The organism is Streptomyces sp. NPDC030245 (assembly GCF_055572995.1).
The window spans coordinates 334,210-357,655 of the sequence record NZ_JBVICF010000004.1 but is presented as its reverse complement, the minus strand read 5'-3'; the positions used below and the strand labels follow the sequence as shown (position 1 = coordinate 357,655).

General features: G+C 70.1%; 19 protein-coding genes. 12 read left to right on the top strand and 7 right to left on the bottom strand.

Annotated elements, in window-relative coordinates; genetic code table 11:
• Window position 1: 1 nt before the first annotated feature.
• Window positions 2–1,852, bottom strand: a complete 1,851-nt coding sequence (locus tag ACZ4Z4_RS13610) for an MFS transporter (protein ID WP_468326501.1) — start codon at window positions 1,850–1,852, stop codon at window positions 2–4.
• A 543-nt stretch (window positions 1,853–2,395) separates the two neighbouring features.
• Between ACZ4Z4_RS13610 and ACZ4Z4_RS13605 the strand changes: the two genes are divergently transcribed.
• From ACZ4Z4_RS13605 to ACZ4Z4_RS13595, 3 genes are read left to right on the top strand one after another with little or no spacing between them, the layout of a single operon-like run.
• The gene (locus ACZ4Z4_RS13605) at window positions 2,396–4,603 is read left to right on the top strand and encodes a glycoside hydrolase domain-containing protein (RefSeq protein ID WP_468326500.1); all 2,208 of its coding nucleotides are present in this window, start codon (window positions 2,396–2,398) and stop codon (window positions 4,601–4,603) included.
• A 29-nt stretch (window positions 4,604–4,632) separates the two neighbouring features.
• The gene (locus tag ACZ4Z4_RS13600; RefSeq protein ID WP_468326498.1) at window positions 4,633–4,953 is read left to right on the top strand and encodes a hypothetical protein; all 321 of its coding nucleotides are present in this window, start codon (window positions 4,633–4,635) and stop codon (window positions 4,951–4,953) included.
• A gap of 47 nt (window positions 4,954–5,000) precedes the next feature.
• Window positions 5,001–5,708 (top strand): twin-arginine translocation signal domain-containing protein, encoded by a 708-nt coding sequence (locus ACZ4Z4_RS13595; RefSeq protein WP_468326880.1) that lies wholly within the window; start codon window positions 5,001–5,003, stop codon window positions 5,706–5,708.
• A gap of 375 nt (window positions 5,709–6,083) precedes the next feature.
• Here ACZ4Z4_RS13595 and ACZ4Z4_RS13590 read toward each other — a convergent pair whose 3' ends face one another.
• On the bottom strand, window positions 6,084–6,992 hold the full coding sequence (locus tag ACZ4Z4_RS13590; RefSeq protein ID WP_468326496.1) for a hypothetical protein: 909 nt from the start codon (window positions 6,990–6,992) through the stop codon (window positions 6,084–6,086).
• Window positions 6,993–7,001: 9 nt separating this feature from the next.
• Window positions 7,002–7,451, bottom strand: a complete 450-nt coding sequence (locus ACZ4Z4_RS13585; RefSeq protein WP_468326494.1) for a hypothetical protein — start codon at window positions 7,449–7,451, stop codon at window positions 7,002–7,004.
• Between the two features lie 227 nt (window positions 7,452–7,678).
• On the opposite strand from ACZ4Z4_RS13585, the gene ACZ4Z4_RS13580 reads away from it, so the two are divergent.
• The 3 genes from ACZ4Z4_RS13580 to ACZ4Z4_RS13570 are packed head-to-tail and all read left to right on the top strand — an operon-like array spanning window position 7,679 to window position 10,889.
• Entirely contained in the window at window positions 7,679–8,905 is a 1,227-nt protein-coding gene (locus tag ACZ4Z4_RS13580) for an efflux RND transporter periplasmic adaptor subunit (protein WP_468326492.1), read from the top strand.
• An 8-nt stretch (window positions 8,906–8,913) separates the two neighbouring features.
• A complete protein-coding gene (locus ACZ4Z4_RS13575) occupies window positions 8,914–9,654 on the top strand; it encodes an ABC transporter ATP-binding protein (protein ID WP_468326490.1) in 741 nt (246 codons plus the stop codon).
• The gene (locus tag ACZ4Z4_RS13570; RefSeq protein WP_468326878.1) at window positions 9,654–10,889 is read left to right on the top strand and encodes an ABC transporter permease; all 1,236 of its coding nucleotides are present in this window, start codon (window positions 9,654–9,656) and stop codon (window positions 10,887–10,889) included. The genes ACZ4Z4_RS13575 and ACZ4Z4_RS13570 overlap by 1 nt, the downstream gene beginning before the upstream one ends.
• 78 nt (window positions 10,890–10,967) lie before the next feature.
• Here ACZ4Z4_RS13570 and ACZ4Z4_RS13565 read toward each other — a convergent pair whose 3' ends face one another.
• Window positions 10,968–13,277: a D-alanyl-D-alanine carboxypeptidase gene (locus tag ACZ4Z4_RS13565; RefSeq protein ID WP_468326488.1), complete on the bottom strand. Its 2,310-nt coding sequence runs from the start codon at window positions 13,275–13,277 to the stop codon at window positions 10,968–10,970.
• A 219-nt stretch (window positions 13,278–13,496) separates the two neighbouring features.
• On the opposite strand from ACZ4Z4_RS13565, the gene ACZ4Z4_RS13560 reads away from it, so the two are divergent.
• The 3 genes from ACZ4Z4_RS13560 (at window position 13,497) to ACZ4Z4_RS13550 (ending at window position 15,977) form a co-directional block, all read left to right on the top strand.
• Window positions 13,497–14,261, top strand: a complete 765-nt coding sequence (locus ACZ4Z4_RS13560; protein WP_362999208.1) for a GOLPH3/VPS74 family protein — start codon at window positions 13,497–13,499, stop codon at window positions 14,259–14,261.
• Window positions 14,262–14,681: 420 nt separating this feature from the next.
• The gene (locus ACZ4Z4_RS13555; RefSeq protein WP_468326486.1) at window positions 14,682–15,539 is read left to right on the top strand and encodes a helix-turn-helix domain-containing protein; all 858 of its coding nucleotides are present in this window, start codon (window positions 14,682–14,684) and stop codon (window positions 15,537–15,539) included.
• 228 nt (window positions 15,540–15,767) lie between these two features.
• Window positions 15,768–15,977, top strand: coding sequence for a DUF397 domain-containing protein (locus ACZ4Z4_RS13550; RefSeq protein ID WP_468326484.1), 210 nt, complete (start codon window positions 15,768–15,770; stop codon window positions 15,975–15,977).
• 152 nt (window positions 15,978–16,129) lie between these two features.
• On the opposite strand, the gene ACZ4Z4_RS13545 is transcribed toward ACZ4Z4_RS13550, so the two are convergent.
• Window positions 16,130–16,969 carry a hypothetical protein gene (locus tag ACZ4Z4_RS13545; protein ID WP_468326482.1) on the bottom strand — a complete coding sequence of 280 codons (840 nt, stop codon included), beginning with the start codon at window positions 16,967–16,969 and terminating at the stop codon, window positions 16,130–16,132.
• 149 nt (window positions 16,970–17,118) lie between these two features.
• On the opposite strand from ACZ4Z4_RS13545, the gene ACZ4Z4_RS13540 reads away from it, so the two are divergent.
• Window positions 17,119–17,913: an SDR family oxidoreductase gene (locus ACZ4Z4_RS13540; protein ID WP_468326480.1), complete on the top strand. Its 795-nt coding sequence runs from the start codon at window positions 17,119–17,121 to the stop codon at window positions 17,911–17,913.
• Between the two features lie 275 nt (window positions 17,914–18,188).
• Complete coding sequence (locus ACZ4Z4_RS13535; RefSeq protein WP_468326479.1) at window positions 18,189–19,763, top strand: sodium:solute symporter family protein; 1,575 nt, start codon at window positions 18,189–18,191, stop codon at window positions 19,761–19,763.
• Between the two features lie 390 nt (window positions 19,764–20,153).
• On the opposite strand, the gene ACZ4Z4_RS13530 is transcribed toward ACZ4Z4_RS13535, so the two are convergent.
• Window positions 20,154–21,635 (bottom strand): MFS transporter, encoded by a 1,482-nt coding sequence (locus ACZ4Z4_RS13530; protein ID WP_468326478.1) that lies wholly within the window; start codon window positions 21,633–21,635, stop codon window positions 20,154–20,156.
• A gap of 125 nt (window positions 21,636–21,760) precedes the next feature.
• Between ACZ4Z4_RS13530 and ACZ4Z4_RS13525 the strand changes: the two genes are divergently transcribed.
• The gene (locus tag ACZ4Z4_RS13525; protein WP_468326477.1) at window positions 21,761–22,198 is read left to right on the top strand and encodes a MarR family winged helix-turn-helix transcriptional regulator; all 438 of its coding nucleotides are present in this window, start codon (window positions 21,761–21,763) and stop codon (window positions 22,196–22,198) included.
• A 6-nt stretch (window positions 22,199–22,204) separates the two neighbouring features.
• On the opposite strand, the gene ACZ4Z4_RS13520 is transcribed toward ACZ4Z4_RS13525, so the two are convergent.
• Window positions 22,205–23,323 (bottom strand): ADP-ribosylglycohydrolase family protein, encoded by a 1,119-nt coding sequence (locus ACZ4Z4_RS13520; RefSeq protein WP_468326476.1) that lies wholly within the window; start codon window positions 23,321–23,323, stop codon window positions 22,205–22,207.
• Window positions 23,324–23,446: the final 123 nt, after the last annotated feature.

Here is a 23,446-nt window from a genome sequence, read left to right as displayed (position 1 = left end):
GTCAGCGCGCCAGCTCCTCCGGGCAGGGCGTGCCGCGGGGCAGCTGGTAGGGCGAGCCGAGGCGGTAGATGCCGGCCTTCGGTGCGAGCAGCTCGACCCACTTGTCGCCGGCCTGGTCCTCGCGGGCCTCCACCAGACACCCGTGGACGTTCTCGTACTTCTTCGGGCGCTTCTCGTTCATCTCCCGCTGCCGCTTCGACGCCTCGGTCTCCTGGGGCCGCTCGACGCCCTTGCCCTTGGCGTCGACGACGCTCAGCCACGGCGAGTACGGGATGCGGATCAGGATGCGTCCCGGCTTGTCCACGCGGAGCGTCATCTCGCCCTGCTCGGCGCGCTCCACGACGGCGTTCGGCTCGGCGAGCGGCCTCGGGTCGACGACCTCGTACAGCTGCCAGTTGGTGTCGACCCACACCTTCTTCAGATACGGCAGGCCGTCCGTGATCAGCTGCGCCTCGCGCTTGCCGCCGTCACCGTCGGGCTCGCCCTTGGGGAGCGCCACGTAATGCACGGACCAGCGCTGCAACCACTCGTGGTAGTTCGCGGAGTTCAGGGTGTCGTCGTAGAAGAGCGGGTTGCGCTCCATGTCGGCCTGCCGGTTCCAGCCGCGCGCGAGCTGGACGTACGCGGGCAGGGCGGACGCCTCGCGGTGGCTGCGGGCCGGCACCACCTCGACGCGGCCCTTGGCGGCACCCCGCTCCTTCAACTCGTTCACCAGGGGCGCGACCTCACGCGTCCAGGAGGCGTCGGAGCGCGTGTGCACGATGTCGTCGACGGCCTTGAAACCGATCCAGCCGGTGAAGCCGACGAACGCCACGATGATCACGTACCACTTGCGGGACTTCGGCACGGTGTACGGCAGCGCGGCGAGCAGCGCGACGCCCGTGAAGCACATCGCGAGGCGCGAGATGTTGGAGCCGATCTGCGAGCTGATCAGCCAGACGCCGAGCACGAACGCCGCGTACACGGCGGTGGTGATCCGCACCGTCTTCCACTGCTCGGGCACGAGGAAGTAGACGAGGACGGCGCTGATCAGCGGCAGCGACGCCGAGCCGAACGACATCGGCTGCGTGCCGGAGAACGGGAAGAGCCACGCGGACAGGCCCACCACGATGGACGGCGCGATGCCCAGCGCGTACGCGCCCGGGTAGCGCTTGCTGAGGAACAGGGCGACGGCGACGAGACCGACGAAGAGCCCGGCCACCGGGCTGCCCATCGTCGCGAGCGCCGCGAACGGGGCGGCGACCAGCGCCTTCGCCCACCGCTTGTACCGCCAGCGGTGCGGCCAGCAGAAGACGGCGGCGACCGCCATCAGCGCGAACATCTGGCCGAGGCCGTAGGTCACCCGGCCCGACACCGCGTTGCACAGCAGCGCGAAGAGGCCGGCGACGACGGGCCACCACAGCCGCTTCACCGCCCGGCTGCGCATGAGGATCATGGTGAGCAGCGCCGCGGAGACGGTGCCGGCGATCATCATCGTCGTCCGCACGCCGAGCACCGACATCAGGTACGGCGAGACGACGCTGTACGACACCGGGTGCATGCCGCCGTACCAGGCGAGGTTGTACGCGGAGTCGGGGTGCCGGCCGACGAACTCGGCCCAGGCGTCCTGCGCCGCGAGGTCGCCGCCGCTGTTGGCGAAGGCGAAGAACCAGACGACGTGCAGCGCGGCGGCGACCACCGTCGTGATCGTCACCGGGTGGCGCAGGAAGCGCCGCTGCCACGGAGCGTCGGGTCCGCTCTCGGGCGCGCGGCGCTGGGCCGGCACCTTTATTCGCGCGTCCGCGCGGCGGCCGCCGCCCGGCTCAGGCGCGGCGGCGGCGTCGTCGGCGCGCGTCGGCTCCGCTGTGGCCACTGAAGGCTCTCCCCGTGTCGTCCCTGTTTCCGGAGTACCCGGGGTTTCGTGCCGACGAGAGTTCGTCCCGGAACACTCGTCCTCCGCCCCGGCGTACCACCCCCGAGCTTGTGACGCTAGCACGCGCGCGCGAGGGGAGGCCCGGGGGCGGCCGCCTCCACGACGTTCGAAGTGATCACAGAATGTCCATGATTTCCGTATCGCGTTGATCACGACTGCACGCCGAAGCAGCCCCATACTCTATGAATCAGGTCATTTTCCCTCATATCCAGCTTGACGGGATATGGGACGAGTCCTGAGGATGATGATCATTCGCCGGGCCGCGCCATCGCTCCGACCGACGGCAGCCCAGGGGGACTCCTCAGCTGCCGCGGATGGCATGCCGGTTGGCGGTTCGTGGTCCGCCTCGTCGCGCGACACACGCCTCATGAACAGCAAGCGCAGCCAACGCTGCCCACAACGCGCACCAGACACGCCTTCCACGGGACGGTCCCGGGCGGCAGGAGCCCGCCCCGCCCCACCCCGGACGGCAGGAGGAGACCCATGGCCGACGAGATGGTGAAGCGTGCCCAAAGGTTCGTGAACACGACCTACAACAACGGCGCGACGCTCGGCATATCCAAGCTGCCGGAGAACGGGAAGACCGGCTGGCCCACGATGTACGCCCTGACCAGGGCGCTCCAGTACGAGATGGGCATCAAGTCCCTGTCGAACGCCTTCGGGCCGACCACGCTGGCCACGATCGCCGAGAAGTACGGCAAGCTGGACGAGAAGACCATCCCGTCCGCCAACTTCTGCCGCATCATCCAGGCCGCCCTGTACTGCAAGGGCTACGACGGTGGTGACATCGACGGCAAGTACAACGACCGGGTCAAGGCATCCGTCGCCAAGCTGCACAAGGACATGGGCGTGGACGGCACGTATCCGGGCAGCTCCCTGTGGCCGAAGGTGGTCAAGGGCCTGTTCAACATGGACGCCTACGTCACCGTCAGCGGCGGCTCGGACACCATCCGGACCATCCAGCAGTGGCTGAACGGCAAGTACATCCTGCGCAAGGACTACTACGCCATCCCCTGCGACGGTCACCACTCCCGAGACGTCGCCAAGTCGATGCTGCTCGCGATCCAGTACGAGCTGGGCATGGCCGACGGTGTCGCCAACGGCGCCTTCGGTCCCGGCACCCGGTCCGGCCTCAAGTCCCACACGCTCTCGGTCGGCTCCACGGGCGTCTGGGCGAGGCTGTTCACCGGGGCCATGATCCTCAACAAGCGCAAGGTCGCCTTCGGGAACTTCACCCCCGCGGTGAAGGCCGGCGTGGAGAGCTTCCAGTCCTTCAGCAAGATCGAGGTCACCGGCCTCGGCGACTTCCGGACCTGGGCCTCGCTGCTCGTCTCGTACGGCGACCAGTCCCGCAAGGGAACGGCCTGCGACGGCGTCACCATGATCACTCCGGCGCGCGCGGCGGCGCTGAAGAGCGCCGGGTACAAGTACATCGGCCGGTACCTGTACAACCCGGACCCCAACCCGAAGGGCGACCTCAAGGAGAAGCAGATCCAGCCCGGCGAGCTGGACACCATCAAGAAGGCCGGGCTGCGCTGCTTCCCGATCTTCCAGACATGGAGCAGGTCGGCGGACTACTTCAGCTACAACCAGGGCACCGGGGACGCGTTCCGCGCGATCGAGTGGGCCCGCGTCCACGGGTTCAAGCCGGGCACCATCATCTACTTCGCGGTCGACTACGACGCCATGGACGGCGAGGTCACCGAGTACATCGTTCCGCACTTCCGCGGGGTGATGCGGACCATCGGTGAGAACTCCGGGTACGGCGTGGGCGTCTACGGTCCGCGCAACGTGTGCCAGCGCGTCGCGGACGCCGGATACTCCGCGACGAGTTTCGTCTCCGACATGTCCAGCGGATTCTCCGGCAACCTCGGCTACCCGTTGCCCACCAACTGGGCCTTCGACCAGATCGCCACCATCTCCGTCGGCTCGGGCGACGGCAAGATCGAGATCGACAACAACATCGCGTCCGGACGCGACACGGGTCAGGGCGACTTCGACGCCGGCTCCTCGCTCAGCGGCGTCGACAGGGACCTCGACAAGAAGGCCTACCGGGACGCGATGCTGAAGGACGTCCAGAACTACCTGACGTCGATCGGTGTCCCCGAGACCGGTGGGGACGGCTGGACCGACAAGGACTGGGCCACCCTGGGCGGCATCTCCACCACCAAGGCGTTCGACATGGTGCTCAGCGCGGACTGGCTGTTCACGTCGCTCGCACGCCAGCTCAAGCTCCGCAAGGCCCTCATCCAGGCGCCGGTGCTGTGGGAGCTGCGCAAGCTGAACGCGGGGGACTACGCCGCCGACGAGCTGGTCAAGAAGGGCTTGAAGGACGACTCCAGCACCGGCTGGGGACAGATCTTCGCGTGGGTGACGATCGCGGCCCGCAACTACTGCATGCAGCAGAAGATCATCAACGGCACTCCGCTCACCAAGGACGACATCCCGTCGGTGTGGAAGCAGCTCAACGAGGACGAGACGTACAACGTCCGCTCGGTCGCCTACCTGACGCTCTACAACGCCCACCAGCTCGGCATCGCCCGGCCGAGCACGACCACCGGCCTGAAGGACACCGAGGCCCTGCTGGCCCGCTACAACGGGACCGGCCCCGACGCGCAGCAGTACGGCCGTGAGCTGCTCGGCCTGTACAAGGTGCTGGAGAACTACAACGCCCTGTCGCGCGCCAAGTAGCGACCCGCACGAACGGAGAGTGGGAACGGATGGCAAGGCACTGGTCGGCGCCGCTCCTGGTGAACGTACTGCTCGGCATCCCGGGAGTGGTACCGATCTGGCTGCTGTGGTACTTCGCCGCGAACTGGCCGCTGGCCGGACTCGGCCTGACCGCACGGGAACCGACGGAGAACGACGGCATGCTGGGCTGGCTGCTGATCGTCATCCTCGCCGTCGGGCTGTACGGCCTGCTCTGGTGGTCGGCCAACAGACCCCTCCGGCGCGCGACCGCGCTCGCTGCGCGCGTGTACTGGCCGCTCAGTGTCCTCGCCACACTCCTGCCGACGGTCGCCCTCATCATCACCCTCTGAACCCACCGAACCCTTTGAGACAAGGAACAGAAGACGTGCAGCACGACATGCGGGATGGCCTCTCACGGCGGAACGTGATGAAGCACGCCGGCGTCATCACGGCGGCCGTCGCCGTGGGGGCTTCGGTACCGGGCGTGGCCACGGCGGCGCCCGCGCGGACGTCCCCCGCGCAGAACCGGAGGGCGACGCCTCCCCAAGCACCTACGTCCGCGAACGGCTGGCCCCTGGAGAAGGAGGCGAACCACGTCTCCACGGTGTGGACCCGCCCCGTCCCCGGCACCGGCCTCGCGGTCGACGTCCGGATCGGCGACGCGGAGCTGATCCTGCTCCACGTCATCCGGCGCTTCCACTACGAGGTCGAACAGCTCCCCCGGGGCGACCTGGCCGGCTGGTGCCCGATCGGCGACCTGGACCAGGGCCTGCCCGAGTCGAACCTCGCCTCCGGCACCGCGGTGCGCATCCGCCCGGGCGCCACCGCGAAGGGCGGGCTCTTCCCGCTCCAGGAACTGGTGGTGCGCGACATCCTCGCCGACTGCCGGGGCGTGGTCCGCTGGGGCGGCGACGACGACCCGGTCGACGAGTCGCTCTTCTACCTCGACCGCGGCCCGGACGACGCCCTGGTGTCCCAGGTCGCCGACGAGCTGCGCGCCGGGGAGGCGACCCCGGGCGAGGGGGCCGGTGCGGAGGTGGACGTGGTGGCCGCGTCGCGACGCGAGCAGGCGAACCGGCTGGCCGAGCGGCAACGCAGGCGCTGAACCGCACGCCCAGAGGCAACGGCCACCACGACCGGGAGCGGGACGTGGTGGCCGTGCGGGGCCACGGCAACCGGAACGACATCACCGCAGAGGCGACCCCCATGACCCCACCCGAAAGCCCACGTCCCGCAGGTGCGGCGGCGGAGAGCCGCAGCGGAGCGGAGAGCTGCAACGGACAGGAGCTGTTGATCGTGCAGCTGCTCCACAGCGGACTGGACGACGCGGCCATCGGCCGACGGCTGGGCATGAGCCATCGCACGGTGCAGCGACGCGTCCACCGACTGATGCTCCGCCTGGAAGTCCCCGGGCGGGTCGCGCTGGGCGCCAGGGCCCAGCAGCTGGGCTGGCTGGAGCCGCCGCGAGCGCGGCCGCGGCCTAACGGGACGCTTCGAGCACCCGCTGCGCCTTGCGCACCACATCAGCGGTCTGCCGGCGCACCTCGTTCAGCGGCTCCGCCTGCTCCTCGATGAGCCGCTTCTGCCAGCGCGCCTCCTGCTCGTACCAGATCTGGTTGACCCGGTACTTCTCGCGGCAGTCGAGGTCCGTGCGGGCGACCGCGAGCTCCTCGTCGCTGGTGTCCCGCTCGGCGAAGGCCGCATCGTCATTGGCGTCCATGGGCGTCCGGTAACCGTAGCCCTGCTTCTTCATGCAGGCCGACCACGACTGGAACGCCTCGCGCACGTCGGGCTCGCGCTGAGCCCGGCCGTACGCGTCGTTGGCCATCGTCTCGGCCGGCTCCGTGAAGCTCACCTCGGTGACGCCCTCGCCCAGTTTCTCCGAGACTTCCCGCACGCAGCCGCCGAGTCCGTGGTCCTCGGCCGATCCCGCGCCTTTTCCGTACAGCGCGGTGCGCTCGGCCCGGGAAAGTTCCCGCTTGAGGTCCGTGACCTGTGCCGTGGCTTTCTCGTGCGCCGCGAGCAGTTCCGGGTCGGGGTGGTATCCCCACCGCTCGACATCGTCGCGTTCCCAGATCCCGTACCGTCCGTCGGTCAGCGACTGGCCGCCGATCTCGGGAAGTTCGGGCGGCTGGTTGTAGGCAAAGCCCTGCCTTTCCATGCAGTCCTTCAGCAGCGCGGCACGCGCCTGCGTGATGACCTGCTCCTCTTTCCTTGTCGGCAGATATGCCTCCACGGGAAGAGCCCACGCCCCGCCGGCAGACCCGTCGTCCGCCCTTTCACCCGCTGCGCCGCCGCCCGCGCAGCCGGACACCACGGCCACCGACAGCGCACAGGCCGCCCACCGCACCGCGAGGCCACGCGGCCCGCCGTTCTTGCCGCCCGTCATGCTCGAACCTCAGCTGTGCCACTTGAAGGAGGCGTTCTGGTTGTACGTGTTCTTCAGATTCTTCTTCGTGTTCGGGCGGAGGGTGTCGGAAGCGCCCTTCCACCAGCTGTTGAAGTAGACCGTGGCCTTGTAGGTGCCGCTCTTGTTCTGGGCAGAGGCCGCGTTGTTCTTCACCGGCTTCCCCGCACCACTCTTGTACGGGGCACGCGTGTCGTCGCAGTAACGCCACACGCCGAGGTGGTTGGCGCCCCGCTCGAAATTCCCCTCGGAGTAGCCGAAGTACCGGTAAGCGCCACTCTGGTTCGAGTTGTGGCGCAGGGCGAAGTCCCAACCGGCGTTGCAGGCCTTCGCGCCCACGTTCTTGTCCGTCGCCGATGCCGGTGTACCGACGGCGACCACGAGGCATGCGCCGGAGAGCGCCACCGCGGCTCCGCGAAGCTTCTTCGTCTTCATCTTCATCTTCCTCATTCTCTTCCGGCGTTTCGAAACAGCTGTTTCAGGACCAAAATGATCTATCAACCTCAAGCAGTCATCACAACCTCAAACAACTGTGATGACGCATTTACGACAGACACCCTCGCGAGTTGTGCGCTATGCCGGAAATGCGCACCGGTGAGGTGCGGCGCTTTCGGTAGCTTGAGCCGGAATTGGCCCTGTGCCGCACGGCAAGCCGGAAGGAAAGAAGCATGACGACCGAGCGGGCGACGGCCCTGGGCAGACGGCGCCGCACGGTGGTGGTCCTGGTCGCCGGAGCGGTCATCCTGACCGGCACGGGAGTGGCGGCGGGCCGGCTCATCAAGTCCCCGCAGCAGGCCGCCGCCGAGGCCGGTCCCCCTGAACCGGACGTGCTGACCGCACCCGTGGAGCGGCGCGTCCTCAAGGACACCGTGGTGACCCGCGGCCTCATCCGGGCCCGGCGGACCCTCGACATCAGCACGCCCGGTACGGGCGGCAGCGATGCCTCCCGGTCCGTCGTCACCCGCGTGAAGGTCGAGCAGGACGACGAGGTGTCGCCGGGCCACGTCCTCGTCGAGGTCTCCGGACGCCCCGTCTTCGTACTCCGCGGCAGCCTGCCCGCCTACCGTGACCTGCGGCAAGGCCTGCACGGCGACGATGTCGCGCAACTGCAGAAGGCCCTGGCCGACACCGGTTTCGCCACCGGCGGCGACACCCCGGGCCGGTTCGGGGCCGGCACCGCACGAGCCGTCGAACGCCTCTACACGTCCCTCGGCTACGAGCCGTCACGCGGTGAGGAGAAAGCCGTCGGCGCCGTCGGCGGATCGTCCGCGGGCCCTGTCGTCCCGGTCTCCGAACTCGTCTACGTACCTGACTTCCCCGCCCGCGTCGAGACCGTGACCGCACGGGTCGGGCGGGAGCCGGGAGAGAAGCTGATGACGCTCAGCACCGGCGAGCTGACGGTACGCGGCACCCTCAAGCCCGACGAGAAGAACCTGGTGCGCCCGGGCCAGCGGGTCGAGATCTTCTCCGAGACCACCGGCACGACGGCGAGCGGCACCGTCAAGTCGGTCGCCCACGAACTGTCCGAAGGCGCGCGGGACGGCGAGCAGGACGACGCCCCCGACTCCCGCGCCGGGTACGCGGTCACCGTCACCCCCGACAAGCGGCTCCGCCCCGAGCTCGCGGGGCAGGATGTGCGCCTGACCGTGGAAGCGGCTGCGTCCGAGGGAAAGGTGCTCGCGGTCCCCCTCTCGGCGGTCACCTCCGGCGCCGACGCCACGTCGTTCGTCACGGTGTGCACCGCGGACGGCGGGCAGCGACGCGTACCGGTACGCACCGGCATGTCCGGCGACGGTTACGTCGAGGTCACACCGACCGGCGGCGGGAAGCTGCGGCGGGCGGACGCCGTCTCCGTCGGTGTCGAGTCCGCTGCCCGCGCCCGGCACGACCGGTGACTCCGCACGTGTCGGCGCCCCGCACCGCTGCGCCCGCAACCACCCCCGTACTGGAATTGCGCGGGGCCGCGCTCACCTACCCCGGCCCGCCTCCCGTCCAGGCGCTGAAGCCCTGCCACATCAGCGTCCACCCCGGCGAGTACGTCACCGTCACGGGTCCCTCCGGATCCGGCAAGTCCACCTTCCTCAATATCGCCGGGCTCCTCGACGCACCCACACAGGGCACCTGTCTGCTCGACGGCACCGACACCACGGCCCTCTCCGAACGGGCCCGCACCGCTCTGCGCGGCGGCCGCATCGGTTTCGTCTTCCAGTCCTTCCATCTCGTCCCGCACCGCAGCGCCGTGGAGAACGTCATGCTGGGGATGGTCTACAACCCCGCCGTGGCCCGGCACGAGCGCACCGCGCTGGCCCGCGACGCCCTGGTGCGCGTAGGTCTCGGCCACCGCCTCGACGCGGCCCCCACCCGCCTCTCGGGCGGTGAGCGCCAGCGTGTCGCCATCGCCCGGGCCCTGGCCGCCACCCCCTCGCTCCTCCTGTGTGACGAGCCCACGGGAAATCTCGACACCGCAACCGCGACCGCGGTCCTCGACCTCCTCGACGCCCTGCACCGGGACGGCATGACGCTCGTCGTCATCACCCACGACCGAGAGGTCGCCGAACGCGGCGACCGCAGGCTGCACATCAGGGACGGCGAGGTCACCGACGTACAGCGCCGGAGCCCGGACGGAGCGACACCGTGCGCCTGATCCGCCGCACGCGGGCCGCCGGCCGCGACCGCTCCCACTTCGGTCCCCGGGATCTCCTGACAGAAGCCCTCGCGGGCGTGCTGCAGCGGCCGGGACGGTCCGCGCTCACGGCGCTGGGCACCGTGCTCGGCGTGGGCACCCTCGTGACGGTACTGGGGCTGACGGCCACGGCCTCGTCGCAGATCGACGCCCGCTTCGACCGGCTCACCGCGACCGAAGTGACGGTCAGGGACACCGGCGGCACGGACTCCGACACCGTCGCCAACTCCTTTCCCACCGATGCCGACTCCCGGATCCAACGGCTCAACGGCACTCTCCACGCGGGCGTCTACTGGACCGTGAGCCCCGGCCGGAACAACCTGGTCAGCGCGTCGCTCTCGCCCGGCGCCGCACAGGAGCGCGCCACGACCGTGGCCGCCTCCCCCGGTGTCCTGCGGGCAGCCGGGGCACAGCTGCGCCACGGACGTGTCCTCGACCGCTTCCACGAGCGGCGCCACGAGCGGGTCGCCGTCATCGGCAGCGCCCTCGCCGCCCGCCTCGGCATCACCACCCTGCGCGGCAACCCGGCGATCTTCCTCGACGACGCCCCGTTCACCGTCATCGGCATCGTCGAGGACGTGGAGCGCAAGCCGGACCTGCTGCTGTCCGTCGTAGTGCCCCGGAGCACGGCGGAAGAGCTCTGGGGCGAGCCCGATCCGGGCGAACGTGCCCGGATGCTCATCTCCACCCGGCTCGGCGCGGCCCGGCAACTGGCCGCAGAGGCGGCGACGGCGCTCGACCCCGCTCATCCCGAGCGCTTCACGGCCGTACCGCCGTCCGACCCCCGGACGCTGCGCACCACGGTGACCGGCGACCTGCAGCAGCTCTTCCTGCTGCTCGCGGGGGTGTGCCTGGTCATCGGCGCGGTCGGCATCGCCAACACCACGCTCGTCGCCGTCATGGAGCGGACCGGGGAGATCGGGCTCCGCCGCGCGCTGGGTGCCCGGCGCCGCCACATCACCCTCCAATTCCTCACGGAGTCCGGCATCCTGGGCGCGCTCGGTGGCATCGCGGGGACCGCCGCGGGCACCGTCGCCGTCGTCACGGTCGCGTACGTCCGCGAGTGGACCCCCGTCACCCACCCCGCGGTGTTGGTCGCGGCTCCGGTGACTGGCCTGGCCACCGGGCTACTCGCCGGCCTTTATCCGGCGTGGCGCGCCAGCCGGGTGCCGCCCGCGGAGGCACTGCGCCGGTGAGATCAGGAAGAGGCTGTGGCCCGTCCCGGTGAGGGGACGGGCCACAGCCTCTTGGTTCGGAGCCGGCGATCCGTGGTGTCAGCCCACTCTCGTCAGCTTGGCGCCGAAGCCCGGTTCGCTGAGGTCCTTCTGGAGCGCGACCGGCGCCTCGACTGCGTCGCCCTTGCCGTCACCGACGCTCAGCACGCCGACCTCGGTGCCCGCCTTCGCCGTGTGCGGGACGGACTTGCCCTTCTCCTCGTCGAGCCGCAGCTTCACGGTCAGCCCGGACCAGCCCACCGCGGAGACGTCCTTGGTGGCGACGAGCGGCGTCGTACCGCCCAGGCCGTCGTCGACCTGCCCGACGACGGCGCCCTTCTTCACGATGGTCTTGGAGGTGAGGGCCTTCTGCCCCGCCTCGATGAGTTCGCGGGTGACCCTGGTGACCTCGTCGATGTTGGCCACGCCGTTGTCACCGTACTGGCCGAGGGCCGCGCCGATGATCGTCTGCGTCTTGCCGTCGACCACCTTCTCCGCGGCGAAGAGGATGTTGCCGCCGGCCGCGGTGGTGGTGCCGGTCTTGATGCCGACGGCGATGCTCGGGACGAGGCCGAAGAAATTGTTCTGCTTGTCGCCGTTGAGGTCGACGTAGCTGCGCTGCTGGGAGATCTCGGCGAAGACCGGGTTCTCCATGGCCGCGCGGCCCAGCTTCACCAGGTCCTCGGCGGTCGAGACGGTCGTCTTGTCGAGGCCGCTGGGGTCCGTGTAGTGGGTGTTCTTCATCCCCAGCTCCTTGGCGGTCTTGTTCATCTTGGCGACGAACGCGTCCTCGGAGCCGCTCTTGGTGTCCCAGCGGGCGAGCAGCTTGGCGATGTTGTTCGCGGACGGCAGCATGACCGCCTGCAACGCCTCGTACTCGGTGATCTTCTGGCCCTCGGTGACCTTGACGACGGACTCGTTGGCCGGCTTGCCCGTCTCGTAGTGCTTCTGCGCGGCGGCGTCGACCGGGATCTTCGGGCCGTCCTCACCCTTCTTCAGCGGGTGGTCGCGCAGGACCAGGTAGACCGTCATGACCTTGGCGATGCTGGCGATCGGCACGGGCTTCTGGTCGCCCGAGGTGCCGAACGTGCCGATGCCGTTGACGTCCATCGCGGCCTGGCCGTCGGCCGGCCACGGCAGGCTCGGCTTGCCGCCGTCGAAGGAGACGGACTGCTGCGCGGTGAGCTTCAGGGTGGGCGTCGGCAGCGGACGCACGGCCTGTACGACTGCAAAGACGACGATCAGGAGCAGCACCAGCGGCGTCCAGATCTTGACCCGGCGCACGGCGGTGCGGACGGGGGTCTCCGGCGGCGGCGGGGTGTTGGTCAGCTCCGCGAGCAGGTCGATGGGCGGCTTGGGGGGCAGGGGCTGCTGGGTGGTGCGCTCCGCGGGCGGGGGCGCGGCGGGGCCGGCCGGCGCGGAGGCCGACGCGGACGCCGAGGCGGCGGCCGACGCGGACGCCCACTTGGGGGCCTCCTTCTGGCCGCCCTTGGGCTCGGGCTTGTCGGCCCTGGGCTCGCCGCCGGTCTTGGGTGCACCGGTCTTGGGCTCGCCCGCCTTGGGGGCGGGCTTGGCGGCGGGCTTGGGGGCCGCCTTGGGCGCGGTGCGGGAGGACGGCTCGTCGAGCGGCTTCAGCGCGACGAACTTGCTGGTCCGCTCGGAGTCGGCCTCGGGCTTCGCGGTTTCCTTCGCGCTTCCCTTTGCGCTTTCCTTTGCAGTTCCCTTTGCAGCCTTGTCCTCGGGCTTGCTTTCGGGGGTCTTGCTCTCGGGCGTCTTGTGATCGCCCAGCTTGAGCATGGTGGTGGGCTGGTCGACGGGCTTGCCGACGGGCTTGCCGGGGGCCTTGAAGACGGCCGTCGCCTGGTCGACGCCGGTGGACTTCGGGGCGTCGGCGTCCTCGGCCGGCGCGTCGTCGTCCTTCGTGTCGTCGTCCTTCGCGGCCGCGGCCTTGGGCTCGGGGGCGGCCTCGGTCTTGTCGGAACCTTCCTTCGCCGCGTCCGGCTCGGGCTCCGGCTCGTCCGAGGTCGCGACCCACGCCGCGACCGCGTTGCGCAACCGCGCGTCACCGCCGCCCTCGCCCTTCGGGGCGTCCTCGGGGCCGCCGCTCTCCTCCGGGCCCGCCGGGTTCGCCGGGTTCTCCGGGGCCTCCGGGTCCGCCGGGTCCTCCGGGGCCTCCGGGTCCGCCGGGTCCTCCGGGGCCGCCGGCCGGTCCTCCCGCACCTGGGGCGTCTCGCGGGTCATCGCGAGACGCGGGTCGCGTTCCTCCGGCGCCGGCTCGGAAGACTCCGCCCCGGTCGGGTTCCCCGACGACTTCCGCTGCTTCGATCTGTCGGGGGTCTCGCCCGCCACCGATGCCTCCTCGTACGCCATGCCGTTTGCCGATACTGATGCTTGCCGTGTGCTGACCGTGCGCCAAATCCGGCCGGACCGCACTGTCCGAACCGTGTACCAGTGTCCTGTGTGAGGGCTTAACCCCCGTGGTAGACGAGAACGACATACCTACTGGTTCCCGTACATCCCGCCCACGCGCTCTCGACAGACCAATGTGAGAGGGGTCACCCTGTCATTCATCCACGCGGGGAGGCATGGATGGGCAGGAGCCGCAGAACAATTCCGGAGGAGCTTCTGCTGCTCGCTTTGGACCCGGCCACGGGCACCACAGCGCAGCCGCAGTCGCTCGACCTCGGTCTGGCCGGAGCACAGCTAGTGGAGCTGGCGCTGGCCGGACGGATAGCCCCAGACGGGGATCGTATCGCCGTGGTGATGCCACGGCCGACCGGAGATCCGACATTGGACTCCGCACTGGAACTGCTGCGCAGGCGCGGCAGCCCGGTCCGGGCCGTCCACTGGATCGGCGGGCCCAGGCTTGGGCTCCGCCAGACGTATCTCTCGCATCTGGAGCGGTGCGGCATGGTGCATGCCGTCGCCGGTCAGATGTGCGGGGTGCTGCCGACGACGCGCTACCAAGCGACGGAGACGGCCATCAGCCGGGAAATCAGGTCCCGGCTCGATTCGGCGATCCGCACCGGTGTACCGCCGGATCCGCGGACCGCCGCGCTCGCCGCACTGGCCCACGCGGTCGGTCTCGGCAAGCATCTGTATCCCGGGAACGAGGGGCGTTCATCCCGCTCCCGCCTCCGGGATCTCATCAGGCACGACCCCATGGGCGGCCTCGTGGCGCACGCCGTGATGGACGTCCAGAACGGCGTGGCGGCTCAGCCGCGCCGCAGCGCCGCACCGGCGGGTCCCCAGGGACCGGGCGGTGGCCGGCAACCGGCCAGGGCGACAGCGGACCCCGGCGGGGTGCCGATGCAGCCGCGCCGCGGATCCATGGCACGCGCCGTCGCTCACTGAGCGCGGCTCAGCACCATCTCGTCACGCGCACCAGAAGCACGTAAGCACATCAGCTACGTCAGTTCGTCAGCATGTCAGTACGTCAGCACGTGCGTCACGCACCAGCAAGCACGTGAGCACGCACCACCATCGCGCAACCGCTCAGCACCACCCGTATCAGCGCCGCACCGCAGTCCCCAGACCCGGTTCGGGAGCCGCTGAGCCGCGCGGGGAGTGGCACCGGACCGTCCGGACGACGACACCCCGGTGCCACCGCCCCGCGCGGCCGTACGTCTTCGGCGCCGCAGGGCCGCACCTTCGTACATCCGCCCGCACGTTCGCATCATCCGCTGTTTCCCAGCGGTGCCGGCCTCGTTGGTGGCACCCTGCTGAGCAGTAGATACGCAAAGTAGAGGCAGGCAAGCCGGAGGTGCACGTCCCGTGGCGTCCAATGTCAATCCCACTGTCAGGCGACGCCGGTTGGGCCAGGAGCTGCGTCGGCTCCGCGAGCTCAAGGGCATGACGGCCGAGGAGGTCGCCGAGCGCCTGCTCGTTTCGCAGTCGAAGATCAGCCGCCTGGAGAACGGCCGCCGCTCGATCAGCCAGCGCGACGTCCGCGATCTGTGCGGGGTCTACGAGGTCGAGGACCACCGGGTCGTCGACTCGCTCATGCAGATGGCCAAGGACTCGCGGCAGCAGGGCTGGTGGCACTCCTTCGGTGACATCCCCTACAGCGTGTACATCGGCCTGGAGACGGACGCCGCGTCCCTCCGTGTGTACGACCCGCAGGTCGTCCCCGGCCTGCTCCAGACCCGCCCGTACGCGGAGGCGTTGATCACCGGCGCGCTCCCGGAGACCACGCCGACCGACATCGAGAAGCGCGTCCAGGTGCGCATGCGCCGGCAGGAGCGCATCGCGGCGCCGGACAATCCGCTGCGCCTGTGGACCGTCCTCGACGAGTCGGCGCTGCGCCGCGTCGTCGGCTCCCGGCATCTCATGCGCGACCAGCTGGAGCATCTGGTCGAGCAGTCCCAGCTGCCGCACGTGACGGTCCAGGTGATCCCGTTCGAGATGGGCGCGCACCCGGGGCTCAATGGGCAGTACGCGATCCTGGAGTTCCCCGACGCCGCCGACTCCAGCGTCGTCTATATCGAGGGTGTCACCAGCGACCTGTACCTGGAGAAGGCGAACGACGTCCAGCAGTACAGCGTCATGTACGAGCACCTGCGGGCCCAGGCGCTCAACGTCGAGCAGTCCAGGCAGCTCATCGCGGACATCTCGAAGGACTACGCCCGCTGAGTCCACGGCCGTGCCGGGGCCGTCCTTGACGGAAGCGCCGCACGGTACACCCATGTCCGGTCGACGCGTAAGACCCCACTGGAATATGCCATCCGGTTGAGTGAACGATCCCTTCACGCCACGATGTTGGCGAGTAGCGTCATTCACGCCATCGAGCAAGAGCGTTGGCGCCGTCACCGCAGTTCTTGCGGCGGCAGCAACTCATCGACTGGAAAAACCGGAGTGAACATGGCGATTCAGCAGGGTACTTCGCACACGTGGGTCAAGTCCTCCTATTCCACCGGGAACGGCGCGTGCGTCGAGGTCACGTCCCCCGCGCAGCACGGCATCTCCGTGCGCGACTCCAAGGTCGTCGAAGGACCGGTCCTGGCCTTCCCCGCCGCGTCGTGGAACGCGTTCGTCAGCGAGGTGAGCCGGGGGGCTGCCGACCTCGCGTGAGACGACTGCGCACATCAGCGAAGCACCAGTGGAACAACCCCACAGGCAGTTCCGTACCAGCAGTACCGTTTGAGCCCTCTCGACTGGCCCGCCGTCCCGGCCGAGGGGGCTCGGCCCTGCCCGGCCCCGCGCCCGCGCCGGCGCACACCCCGTCAGCGTAACGCGTCGACGTAGGTGTCCGTCCCCGGCACCGTCGGAATGAACGGCGCGACCAGCTCCACCCGCCCGAGCCCCGACTCCGCCACCGCCTCGTCGCGCCCGGCGAAGTGCGCCTCCCAGCGTTCCCTCGGGTCCTCCTCCAGGAACCACAGCAGTGTCAGCCGGGTGTCCACGCCCTCGACCTGTTTCACGTAGGTCATGCGGTCCCCCGGCAGCGGCGTCGGCCGGAAGAGCGTGACCATCGCGGCGGGCGAACCGGCGAGGGCCCGCGGCAGGTGCCGGGACCGCAGCCACTCCAGCAACGCGGCCCGCTTCTCCGGCCCTTCGGCGTCGACGACTTCGAGGACGAGTCCGCCGTACGGATGGTCGAGCGCGTGGAAGTCGCGCGGTCCCGCCGCGCCGTCCCGGTAGACCGTCGCCTCGTGGTCCTGGAAGGAGGTGAAGACGTGGGTGCGGTCCCGGTAGACGCGGCCGTCGCGGTTGAGCCGCTTGTTGATGGCGACGGTCCACTTCATGTGGTCGTCGTAGCGGCCGTCCGTCACCCAGTACGTGGAGAGGTAGCACCCCGCGGTGACCGGCTCGGCCACCGCGGACTTGTCGGGATAGCGCAGGAGCTGGAGCTCGCGCGTGGCCACCCAGCGGCGCCCCGCGTACATCCAGGGCATGGCCATCGCGCCCGCGTAGTAGTGGTCGTCCTCGTACCAGCGGTTGTACGCGTACTCGTGCCCCGGGTGTGGTTCGACCATGGTGATCAGGGCGTGTCCCGGGCGCACGCCGTAGGGTCCGACGGCGGCCAGCTCCGCGTAGACGTCGCTCCGGGTCTCCTCGCTCATGCCTCTCCCCTGCTTCCCTCTTCCGTGCTCCGGCTTCCTCGTCCGTACTGCGGCTTCCTCTTCGTACGGTGGCCTTCTCTTCCGTACTCCGGCGTGCGCCCATACTCTGACGCTCCGTCAGCAAAACTGCCAGAGCCGGGAGGCGCCCCATGCCGTCGTCGCTCCTCGAAGGGAAGACCGTCGTCGTCTCGGGCGTCGGCGCCGGGCTCGGCCACCAGGTCGCGGCGGCCGTCGTGCGCGACGGCGGAAACGCCGTGCTCGGGGCGCGCACGGAGGCGAACCTCGCCAAGACGGCCGCGGAGATCGACCCCGAAGGGGCCCGCACGGCCTACCGGGCCACCGACATCACCGACGAGGGGCAGTGCGAGGCCCTCGCGGGGCTGGCGCGCGAGCGGTTCGGGGGTATCGACGCCGTTGTCCATGTCGCCGCCTTGGACAGCCACTTCGGCGGCCTTCAGGACGCGGACTTCGCCACCTGGCAGCAGGTCCTCGACGTCAATCTGCTGGGCACCCTGCGCATGACGCGGGCGTGCCTGCCGGCGCTCAGGGAGCGGCGGGGCGGTTCGGTCGTCATCATCGGCACGCAGTCGGCGATCGCGGCGCCTACGCAGGTGCGGCAGGCCGCGTACGCGGCGTCCAAGGGGGCGCTGACCTCGGCGATGTACTCGCTGGCGCACGAGGTGGGGCCGGACCGGATCCGGGTCAACACGGTGCTGCCGGGGTGGATGTGGGGGCCGCCGGTGGAGGCGTACGTGCGGTTCACCTCGCAGAGCGAGGGGGTTTCCGAGGAGGAGGTCCGGGGGCGGCTCGTCTCCCGGATGGCTCTGCCTGATCTGGCGACGGACGGGGATGTGGCTGATGCCGTGGTGTTCCTCGTGTCCGATCGGGCTCGGGCCATTACGGGGCAGTCCCTGCTGGTCAATGCGGGGGAGGTCATGCGCTAGCTGGTTGTCTGCGGGTGCGTTGTGGCTGAGCGCGCAGTTCCCCGCGCCCCTTAAAGACGCCCCTTAAGGGGGCGTCTTTTTTATGCCTGCGCCTCCATCTCGTAAACAGATACGTGAACGACAATCAGCGAAACGAACGAATTTACCTGCTCTTGACCTTACCTCCCGTTGTCCGCGCCCACCCCCCGAACCCACCATGAGCGGGCACTTCCGTGGCACTGGCGAAGTGCGAGCCAGTTATGCGCAGTTCACCAGGCGGACCCCTGGAGGGCCATATGAACAGTCTCGACTGGGCCGTGCTCATCGGCTACTTCGGTGTGATGGTCGCGATCGGCGTCTGGTCCCACAAGCGCGTCGACAACGTCAGCGACTTCTTCACCGCCGGCGGCAAGATGCCCTGGTGGCTGTCGGGCATCTCGCACCACATGTCCGGTTACAGCGCGGTGATGTTCACCGGGTACGCGGGCATCGCGTACACGTACGGCGTGACGTCCTTCGTCACCTGGTCCTTCCCGATCGCGCTCGGCATCGCCATCGGCGCGCGGCTCTTCGCCCCCCGCATCAACCGGCTGCGCTCACGGCTGCACGTCGCCTCCCCGCTGGAGTATCTGAAGAACCGCTACGACCTCAAGACCCAGCAGGCGCTGGCCTGGTCCGGGATGCTGCTGAAGATCGTGGACGTGGGCGCGAAGTGGGCCGCCATCGCGACGCTGCTCTCCGTCTTCACCGGGGTCTCCCTCAACCAGGGCATCCTCATCACCGGCGTCATCACGGCGATCTACTGCACCATCGGCGGGCTGTGGGCCGACGCGCTCACCGAGTTGGGCCAGTTCGTCATCCAGCTGCTCGCCGGCATCGCGATGTTCGTCGCCGTGGTGATGGAGCTCAACGACATGGGCATCGGCTTCTTCGGCGCCTGGGACGAGCCGGCCCTCCAGGGCCACGAGAAGCCGCTCGTCGGCCCGTACGGCACGGTCTTCCTGCTCGCGTTCCTCTTCATCAAGCTCTTCGAGTACAACGGCGGCATGCTCAACCAGGCGCAGCGCTACATGGCGACCGCCAACGCGAAGGAGGCCGCGCGCTCCGCGAAGCTCTCCGCGGTCCTGTGGCTGGTCTGGCCCGTGGTGCTGTTCTTCCCCATGTGGATGTCGCCGCTCCTGGTGGAGTCGGAGAAGGCCGACGGCTCGGACTCGTACGGCCTGATGACGGAACAGCTCCTGCCGCACGGCCTGTTGGGGCTCGTCATCGTCGGCTTCTTCTCCCACACCATGGCCATGTGCTCCTCCGACGCCAACGCCATCGCGGCCGTCTTCACGCGGGACTGCGCGCCGGTGGTGTCGGCGAAGGCGCGCGCCTGGAACGAGCGTTCCGGTCTGATCGCGGCGCGGGTGACGACGGTGGTCTTCCTCGGTCTGTCCATGGCGGCGGCCACGCAGGTCAATTCTCCGGCGTTCGGGGACATCATCACCGTGGTGATCAAGTGGGTCGCGGGGCTGATGGGTCCGATGGCGATCCCGATGATGCTGGGGCTGCTGCGGCCGTTCCGCCGGTCGGGGCCGACGGCCGCGCTCACCAGTTGGGCGCTCGGCCTGCTCGCCTTCTGGCTGGTCAACTACCCCATCAGCTGGAACATCGAGGGCGGCGTCCCGCTCCAGTACCAGGTGTCCATTCCGCTCGCGGTGTCGCTGGTCCTGTACATCGTCATCGGCTACATCAAGCCCGAGGACTCCCCCGAGCGGGATGCGCTCATCGAGCGCATCAACACCGATGACGACGGGGCCGCGGGGGCGGCCGGTGCGGTGCCGGGTCCCGCGGAGCCGCGCGACGACGCGGTGGCGCCCCGCCGTTAGGGGCGCGGGGAACTGCGCGCCCAGCCCCCGACAAGCCGCAGTCGCATCTGCCGGGATCCCCGCAGGCGCGGCTGCGGCTGTTTCGTGGTCGCTCGCGCAGTTCCTCGCGGCCCTGAAGGGGCGCCCCGGTAGGGGCGCGGGGAACTGCGCGCTCAGCCCGGGACATGCCGCAGTCGCATCTGCCGGGATCCGCGCAGGCGCGACTGCGGGTGTTTCGTGGTTGCTCGCGCAGTTCCTCGCGCCCCTGGAGGGGGCGCCCCGGTAGGGGCGCGGGGAACTGCGCGCTCAGCCCGGGACATGCCGCAGTCGCGTCTGCCGGGATTCGCGCAGGCGCGACTGCGGGTGTTTCGTGGTTGCTCGCGCAGTTCCTCGCGCCCCTGGAGGGGCGACTCAGACCCCGGCGCGTTCCGGTGTGGCCACCGGGGTGGGGTGCGCGAGCGTACGCGGGGCATGGTGGGGGGTGAGGCCGGCCAGGGCGACCGCGACGACCAGGACGAAGGCCGCCCCCGCGATGGCGAAGCTCAGGGTGAACTGGCTCTCCTGGGGGAGGGCGGGCATCCCGGCCGGCAGCGCGATCGTCTTCGACGCGAGCAGCGAGGTGATCATCGCGCTGGCGACGGCGCTGCCGACCGAGCGCGAGATGGAGTTGATGCCGTTGGCGATGCCCGTCTGGTGGGCCGGGACGCTGGCCACGATGAGCGCGGGCATCGAGGCGTAACCGAAGCTGATGGCCAGGCCGATGACCATGCCCGCGCCGATGACGGAGGCGCTGGTGCCGTGCGCCAGGGTCAGCCAGGCGAAGCCGGCCACGCCGGACGCGGCGCCGACGGCGAGCGTGACGCGGGCGCCGATCCGGCGGACCAGGACGCCACCGAACTGCGCGGCGACGAGCGAGACGACCGTGGTCGGCAGGAGGTAGACGACGGAGGCGTCGAGCACCGAGGCGCCGAAGCCGTACCCGGCGAGCTCCTCGGGCATCTGCACGAGGTACGAGACGCCGATGAACTGGGCGAACATCGCGAAGCCGAGCAGCAGTCCGGCCAGGTTGGTGAAGAGGACCGGGCGGTGGGCGAACATCTTCATGTCGACCATCGGCTCCGCGACCTTCAACTCGGTCAGGACCCACACGGCGGCCATGACGACCGCGCCAGCGAAGGCGCCGAGGGTGCGGCCGGAGCTCCAGCCCCACTCGTGGCCCTGCGAGATGGGCAGGAGCAGCAGGACGAGCAGCAGCGCCAGCGTGCCCGCGCCCAGCCAGTCGGTGCGGCCGCCGGTCTTCGAGCGCGAGGCGGGCACCACGGTGACCACGCCGGCGAGCGCCGCCACGGCGAGCACGACCGCGAGCCAGAACACGCGGTGGTAGTCGGGGTCGGAGCCCTGGGTCAGCAGGCCGGCGCCGACCAGGGCGAGGCCGCTGCCGAACGCGAGGGTGCCGCTGACCAGTGCCATGGCGCCGGGCAGCTTGGCGGGCCTGATCTCCTCGCGGAGCACGGAGAGCGCGAGCGGGAAGATCGCGGTGGCGGCGCCCTGCATGATCCGGCCGACGATGAGCCAGGTCAGGGAGGACGTGGTGGCGGCGAGCACGGAGCCCGCGATCATCACGAGGAGCACGCCGACGAGGGTGGGCTTCTTGCCGTGCTGGTCGCCGAAGCGGCCGAGCAGCGGGGTGAAGACGGCGGCGGAGAGCAGGGTGGCGGTGGTCACCCAGCTGACGCCGGACGTGGTGGCGTCCAGGTCGTTCTGGATGATCGACAGGATCGGGACGACCAGCGTCTGCATCATCGAGACGACCATGGCGGCGAGGCCGAGCACCAGGACGAGGGCGGTCTGTCCGGTGGGTCTCGGCGGGGCCGCGTGCTGGGGTTGGGACACGGTGACTTCTTCTCTCCGACTACGCAAATACTTAAGGATCTCGATACTTGAGCACATCAAGTAACTCGTAGAAGGTAAGCCTCAATATTTGAGATCGTCAAGTTTCATGGCGTAAGGTGACTCACATGTCTGGAACCCCCCGCGTCGACACGGCTCAGCTCATGGAGCTGCTGGCGGTGTCGCTCGGTGCCTATTACGGCGACTTCACGGAGGCGGCGGCGCGGGAGAACCTCACCGCGAGCCAGGGCAAGACGCTGAGCGTGCTGCGCCGGCGGCCCGCCGCGATGCGGGAGCTCGCCCGGACGCTGTCCTGCGACGCGTCGAACGTGACGGGGATCATCGACCGCCTGGAGAAGCGCGGTCTCGTGCACCGCGAGCCGAGCCCCACGGACCGCCGCGTGAAGAACGTGGTCCTGACCCCCGAGGGCGAGCGGGCCGTCGACGCGATCCGCGCCAACATGCACGCCACGACGGCCGGCCTGGACGCGCTGGACGACGCCGAGCGCGCGACCCTCCACGACCTGCTGAGCCGCACGTTCAAGGCGGCGTCCGCCGCCGACTAGGACCTGTCAGGCCCTCGGGTAGCGCGCCAGCCAGCCCGGCGACGAGAGCGCGGGCCCGTGCAGCGCGGGCCCCTGCGTCATCTCCATCGCGAAGTCGTCCGCCAGCTCCAGGATCGTGGGCCGGCCCTCCAGCTCCGTGAGCCACCCCGGCGGCAGCGCGGTCTCCCCGTGCAGCGCGCCGAGCAGCGCCCCGCACAGGGCGCCGCAGGCCGCCGAAGGGCCGCCGTGGTTGACGGCGAGCCGCAGCCCGTGCCGGATGTCCTCGCCGACCAGCGCGCAGTAAACGGCGCCGGCCAGCACGCCCTCCGCCGTGCCGTCCGCCAGCAGCTCCGTCACGCGCGCGGGCGTCGGCATGCCCTGCCGTACGGCGCCCAGCGCGTGCCGGAGCGCGTCCGTGACCGGCGGGTGTCCCGGGCGGGTGGCGAGGAGTGCGAGGCACCGCTGGATCGCCCCGTCCAGGGACTCGCCGCGGGCGAGGCCGTGCACGATGACGGTGTGGGCGCCCGCCGCGAGGTAGGCGGTGGGGTGGCCGTGCGTCTGGGCGGCGCCCTCGACGGCGAGCTGGAGCACGAGCTGCGGCTCCCAGCCGACGAGGAGGCCGATGGGCGCGGATCTGACGGCGGCCTCGGCGCCGCGCGCGTCCGGGTTCTTCGGGGCGTCGAGCGTGCCCATGATGGCGTCGCCGAGGCCGACGAGGCAGGCGCGGGACGGGTCGCGCCGCGAGTACAGCCACTCCTCGCGGGCCAGCCAGCCGTCCTCCTTGCGCCGCTCGTCCGGGCCCCAGTCGCTCTGGGTGGCGGCCCAGCGGCGGTAGGCGCGGTGCAGGTCGGTCGGCGGGTGCCAGGCGCCGGTGTCGCGCCGCACCTGGGCGCGTATGAGCCCGTCGACGGTGAAGAGGGTGAGCTGCGTGGCCGCGGTGACGGCGCCGCGGCGGCCGTGCGCGGGGGCGGGCTCGGTGAGCCCTTCGGCGCCGTGCGCCTCGCGGATCTCGTCGAGGGACAGCCCGTCCACGGGCGCGCCCAGGGCGTCGCCGACAGCGGCCCCGAGGAGCGTGCCGCGCACCCGGCTGCGGAAGTCCTGCTGCTCGGCGCGGCCCCAGACACCGGTGGCTGCTGCGGTACCCACGCGGGTCTCCCTCCCTGCGGTGACGTGCGGTGACGTGCGCTGACGTCCCTCGTCGCGCCTCGACCCCCGCACCTCGACCGGTTGCGACTGCGCAGCACTGTAATCGAACAGGAACGGTCGCTT

Excerpts from the sequence above, each read along its gene's own strand:
- ACZ4Z4_RS13535 (WP_468326479.1), top strand. The coding sequence starts at position 18,189 with ATGAACAGTCTCGACTGGGCCGTGCTCATCGGCTACTTCGGTGTGATG.
- ACZ4Z4_RS13600 (WP_468326498.1), top strand. The coding sequence starts at position 4,633 with ATGGCAAGGCACTGGTCGGCGCCGCTCCTGGTGAACGTACTGCTCGGC.
- ACZ4Z4_RS13580 (WP_468326492.1), top strand. The coding sequence starts at position 7,679 with ATGACGACCGAGCGGGCGACGGCCCTGGGCAGACGGCGCCGCACGGTG.
- ACZ4Z4_RS13565 (WP_468326488.1), bottom strand. The coding sequence starts at position 13,277 with ATGGCGTACGAGGAGGCATCGGTGGCGGGCGAGACCCCCGACAGATCG.
- ACZ4Z4_RS13595 (WP_468326880.1), top strand. The coding sequence starts at position 5,001 with ATGCGGGATGGCCTCTCACGGCGGAACGTGATGAAGCACGCCGGCGTC.
- ACZ4Z4_RS13525 (WP_468326477.1), top strand. The coding sequence starts at position 21,761 with ATGTCTGGAACCCCCCGCGTCGACACGGCTCAGCTCATGGAGCTGCTG.
- ACZ4Z4_RS13605 (WP_468326500.1), top strand. The coding sequence starts at position 2,396 with ATGGCCGACGAGATGGTGAAGCGTGCCCAAAGGTTCGTGAACACGACC.
- ACZ4Z4_RS13585 (WP_468326494.1), bottom strand. The coding sequence starts at position 7,451 with ATGAAGATGAAGACGAAGAAGCTTCGCGGAGCCGCGGTGGCGCTCTCC.
- ACZ4Z4_RS13550 (WP_468326484.1), top strand. The coding sequence starts at position 15,768 with ATGGCGATTCAGCAGGGTACTTCGCACACGTGGGTCAAGTCCTCCTAT.
- ACZ4Z4_RS13545 (WP_468326482.1), bottom strand. The coding sequence starts at position 16,969 with ATGAGCGAGGAGACCCGGAGCGACGTCTACGCGGAGCTGGCCGCCGTC.
- ACZ4Z4_RS13560 (WP_362999208.1), top strand. The coding sequence starts at position 13,497 with ATGGGCAGGAGCCGCAGAACAATTCCGGAGGAGCTTCTGCTGCTCGCT.
- ACZ4Z4_RS13540 (WP_468326480.1), top strand. The coding sequence starts at position 17,119 with ATGCCGTCGTCGCTCCTCGAAGGGAAGACCGTCGTCGTCTCGGGCGTC.
- ACZ4Z4_RS13590 (WP_468326496.1), bottom strand. The coding sequence starts at position 6,992 with ATGACGGGCGGCAAGAACGGCGGGCCGCGTGGCCTCGCGGTGCGGTGG.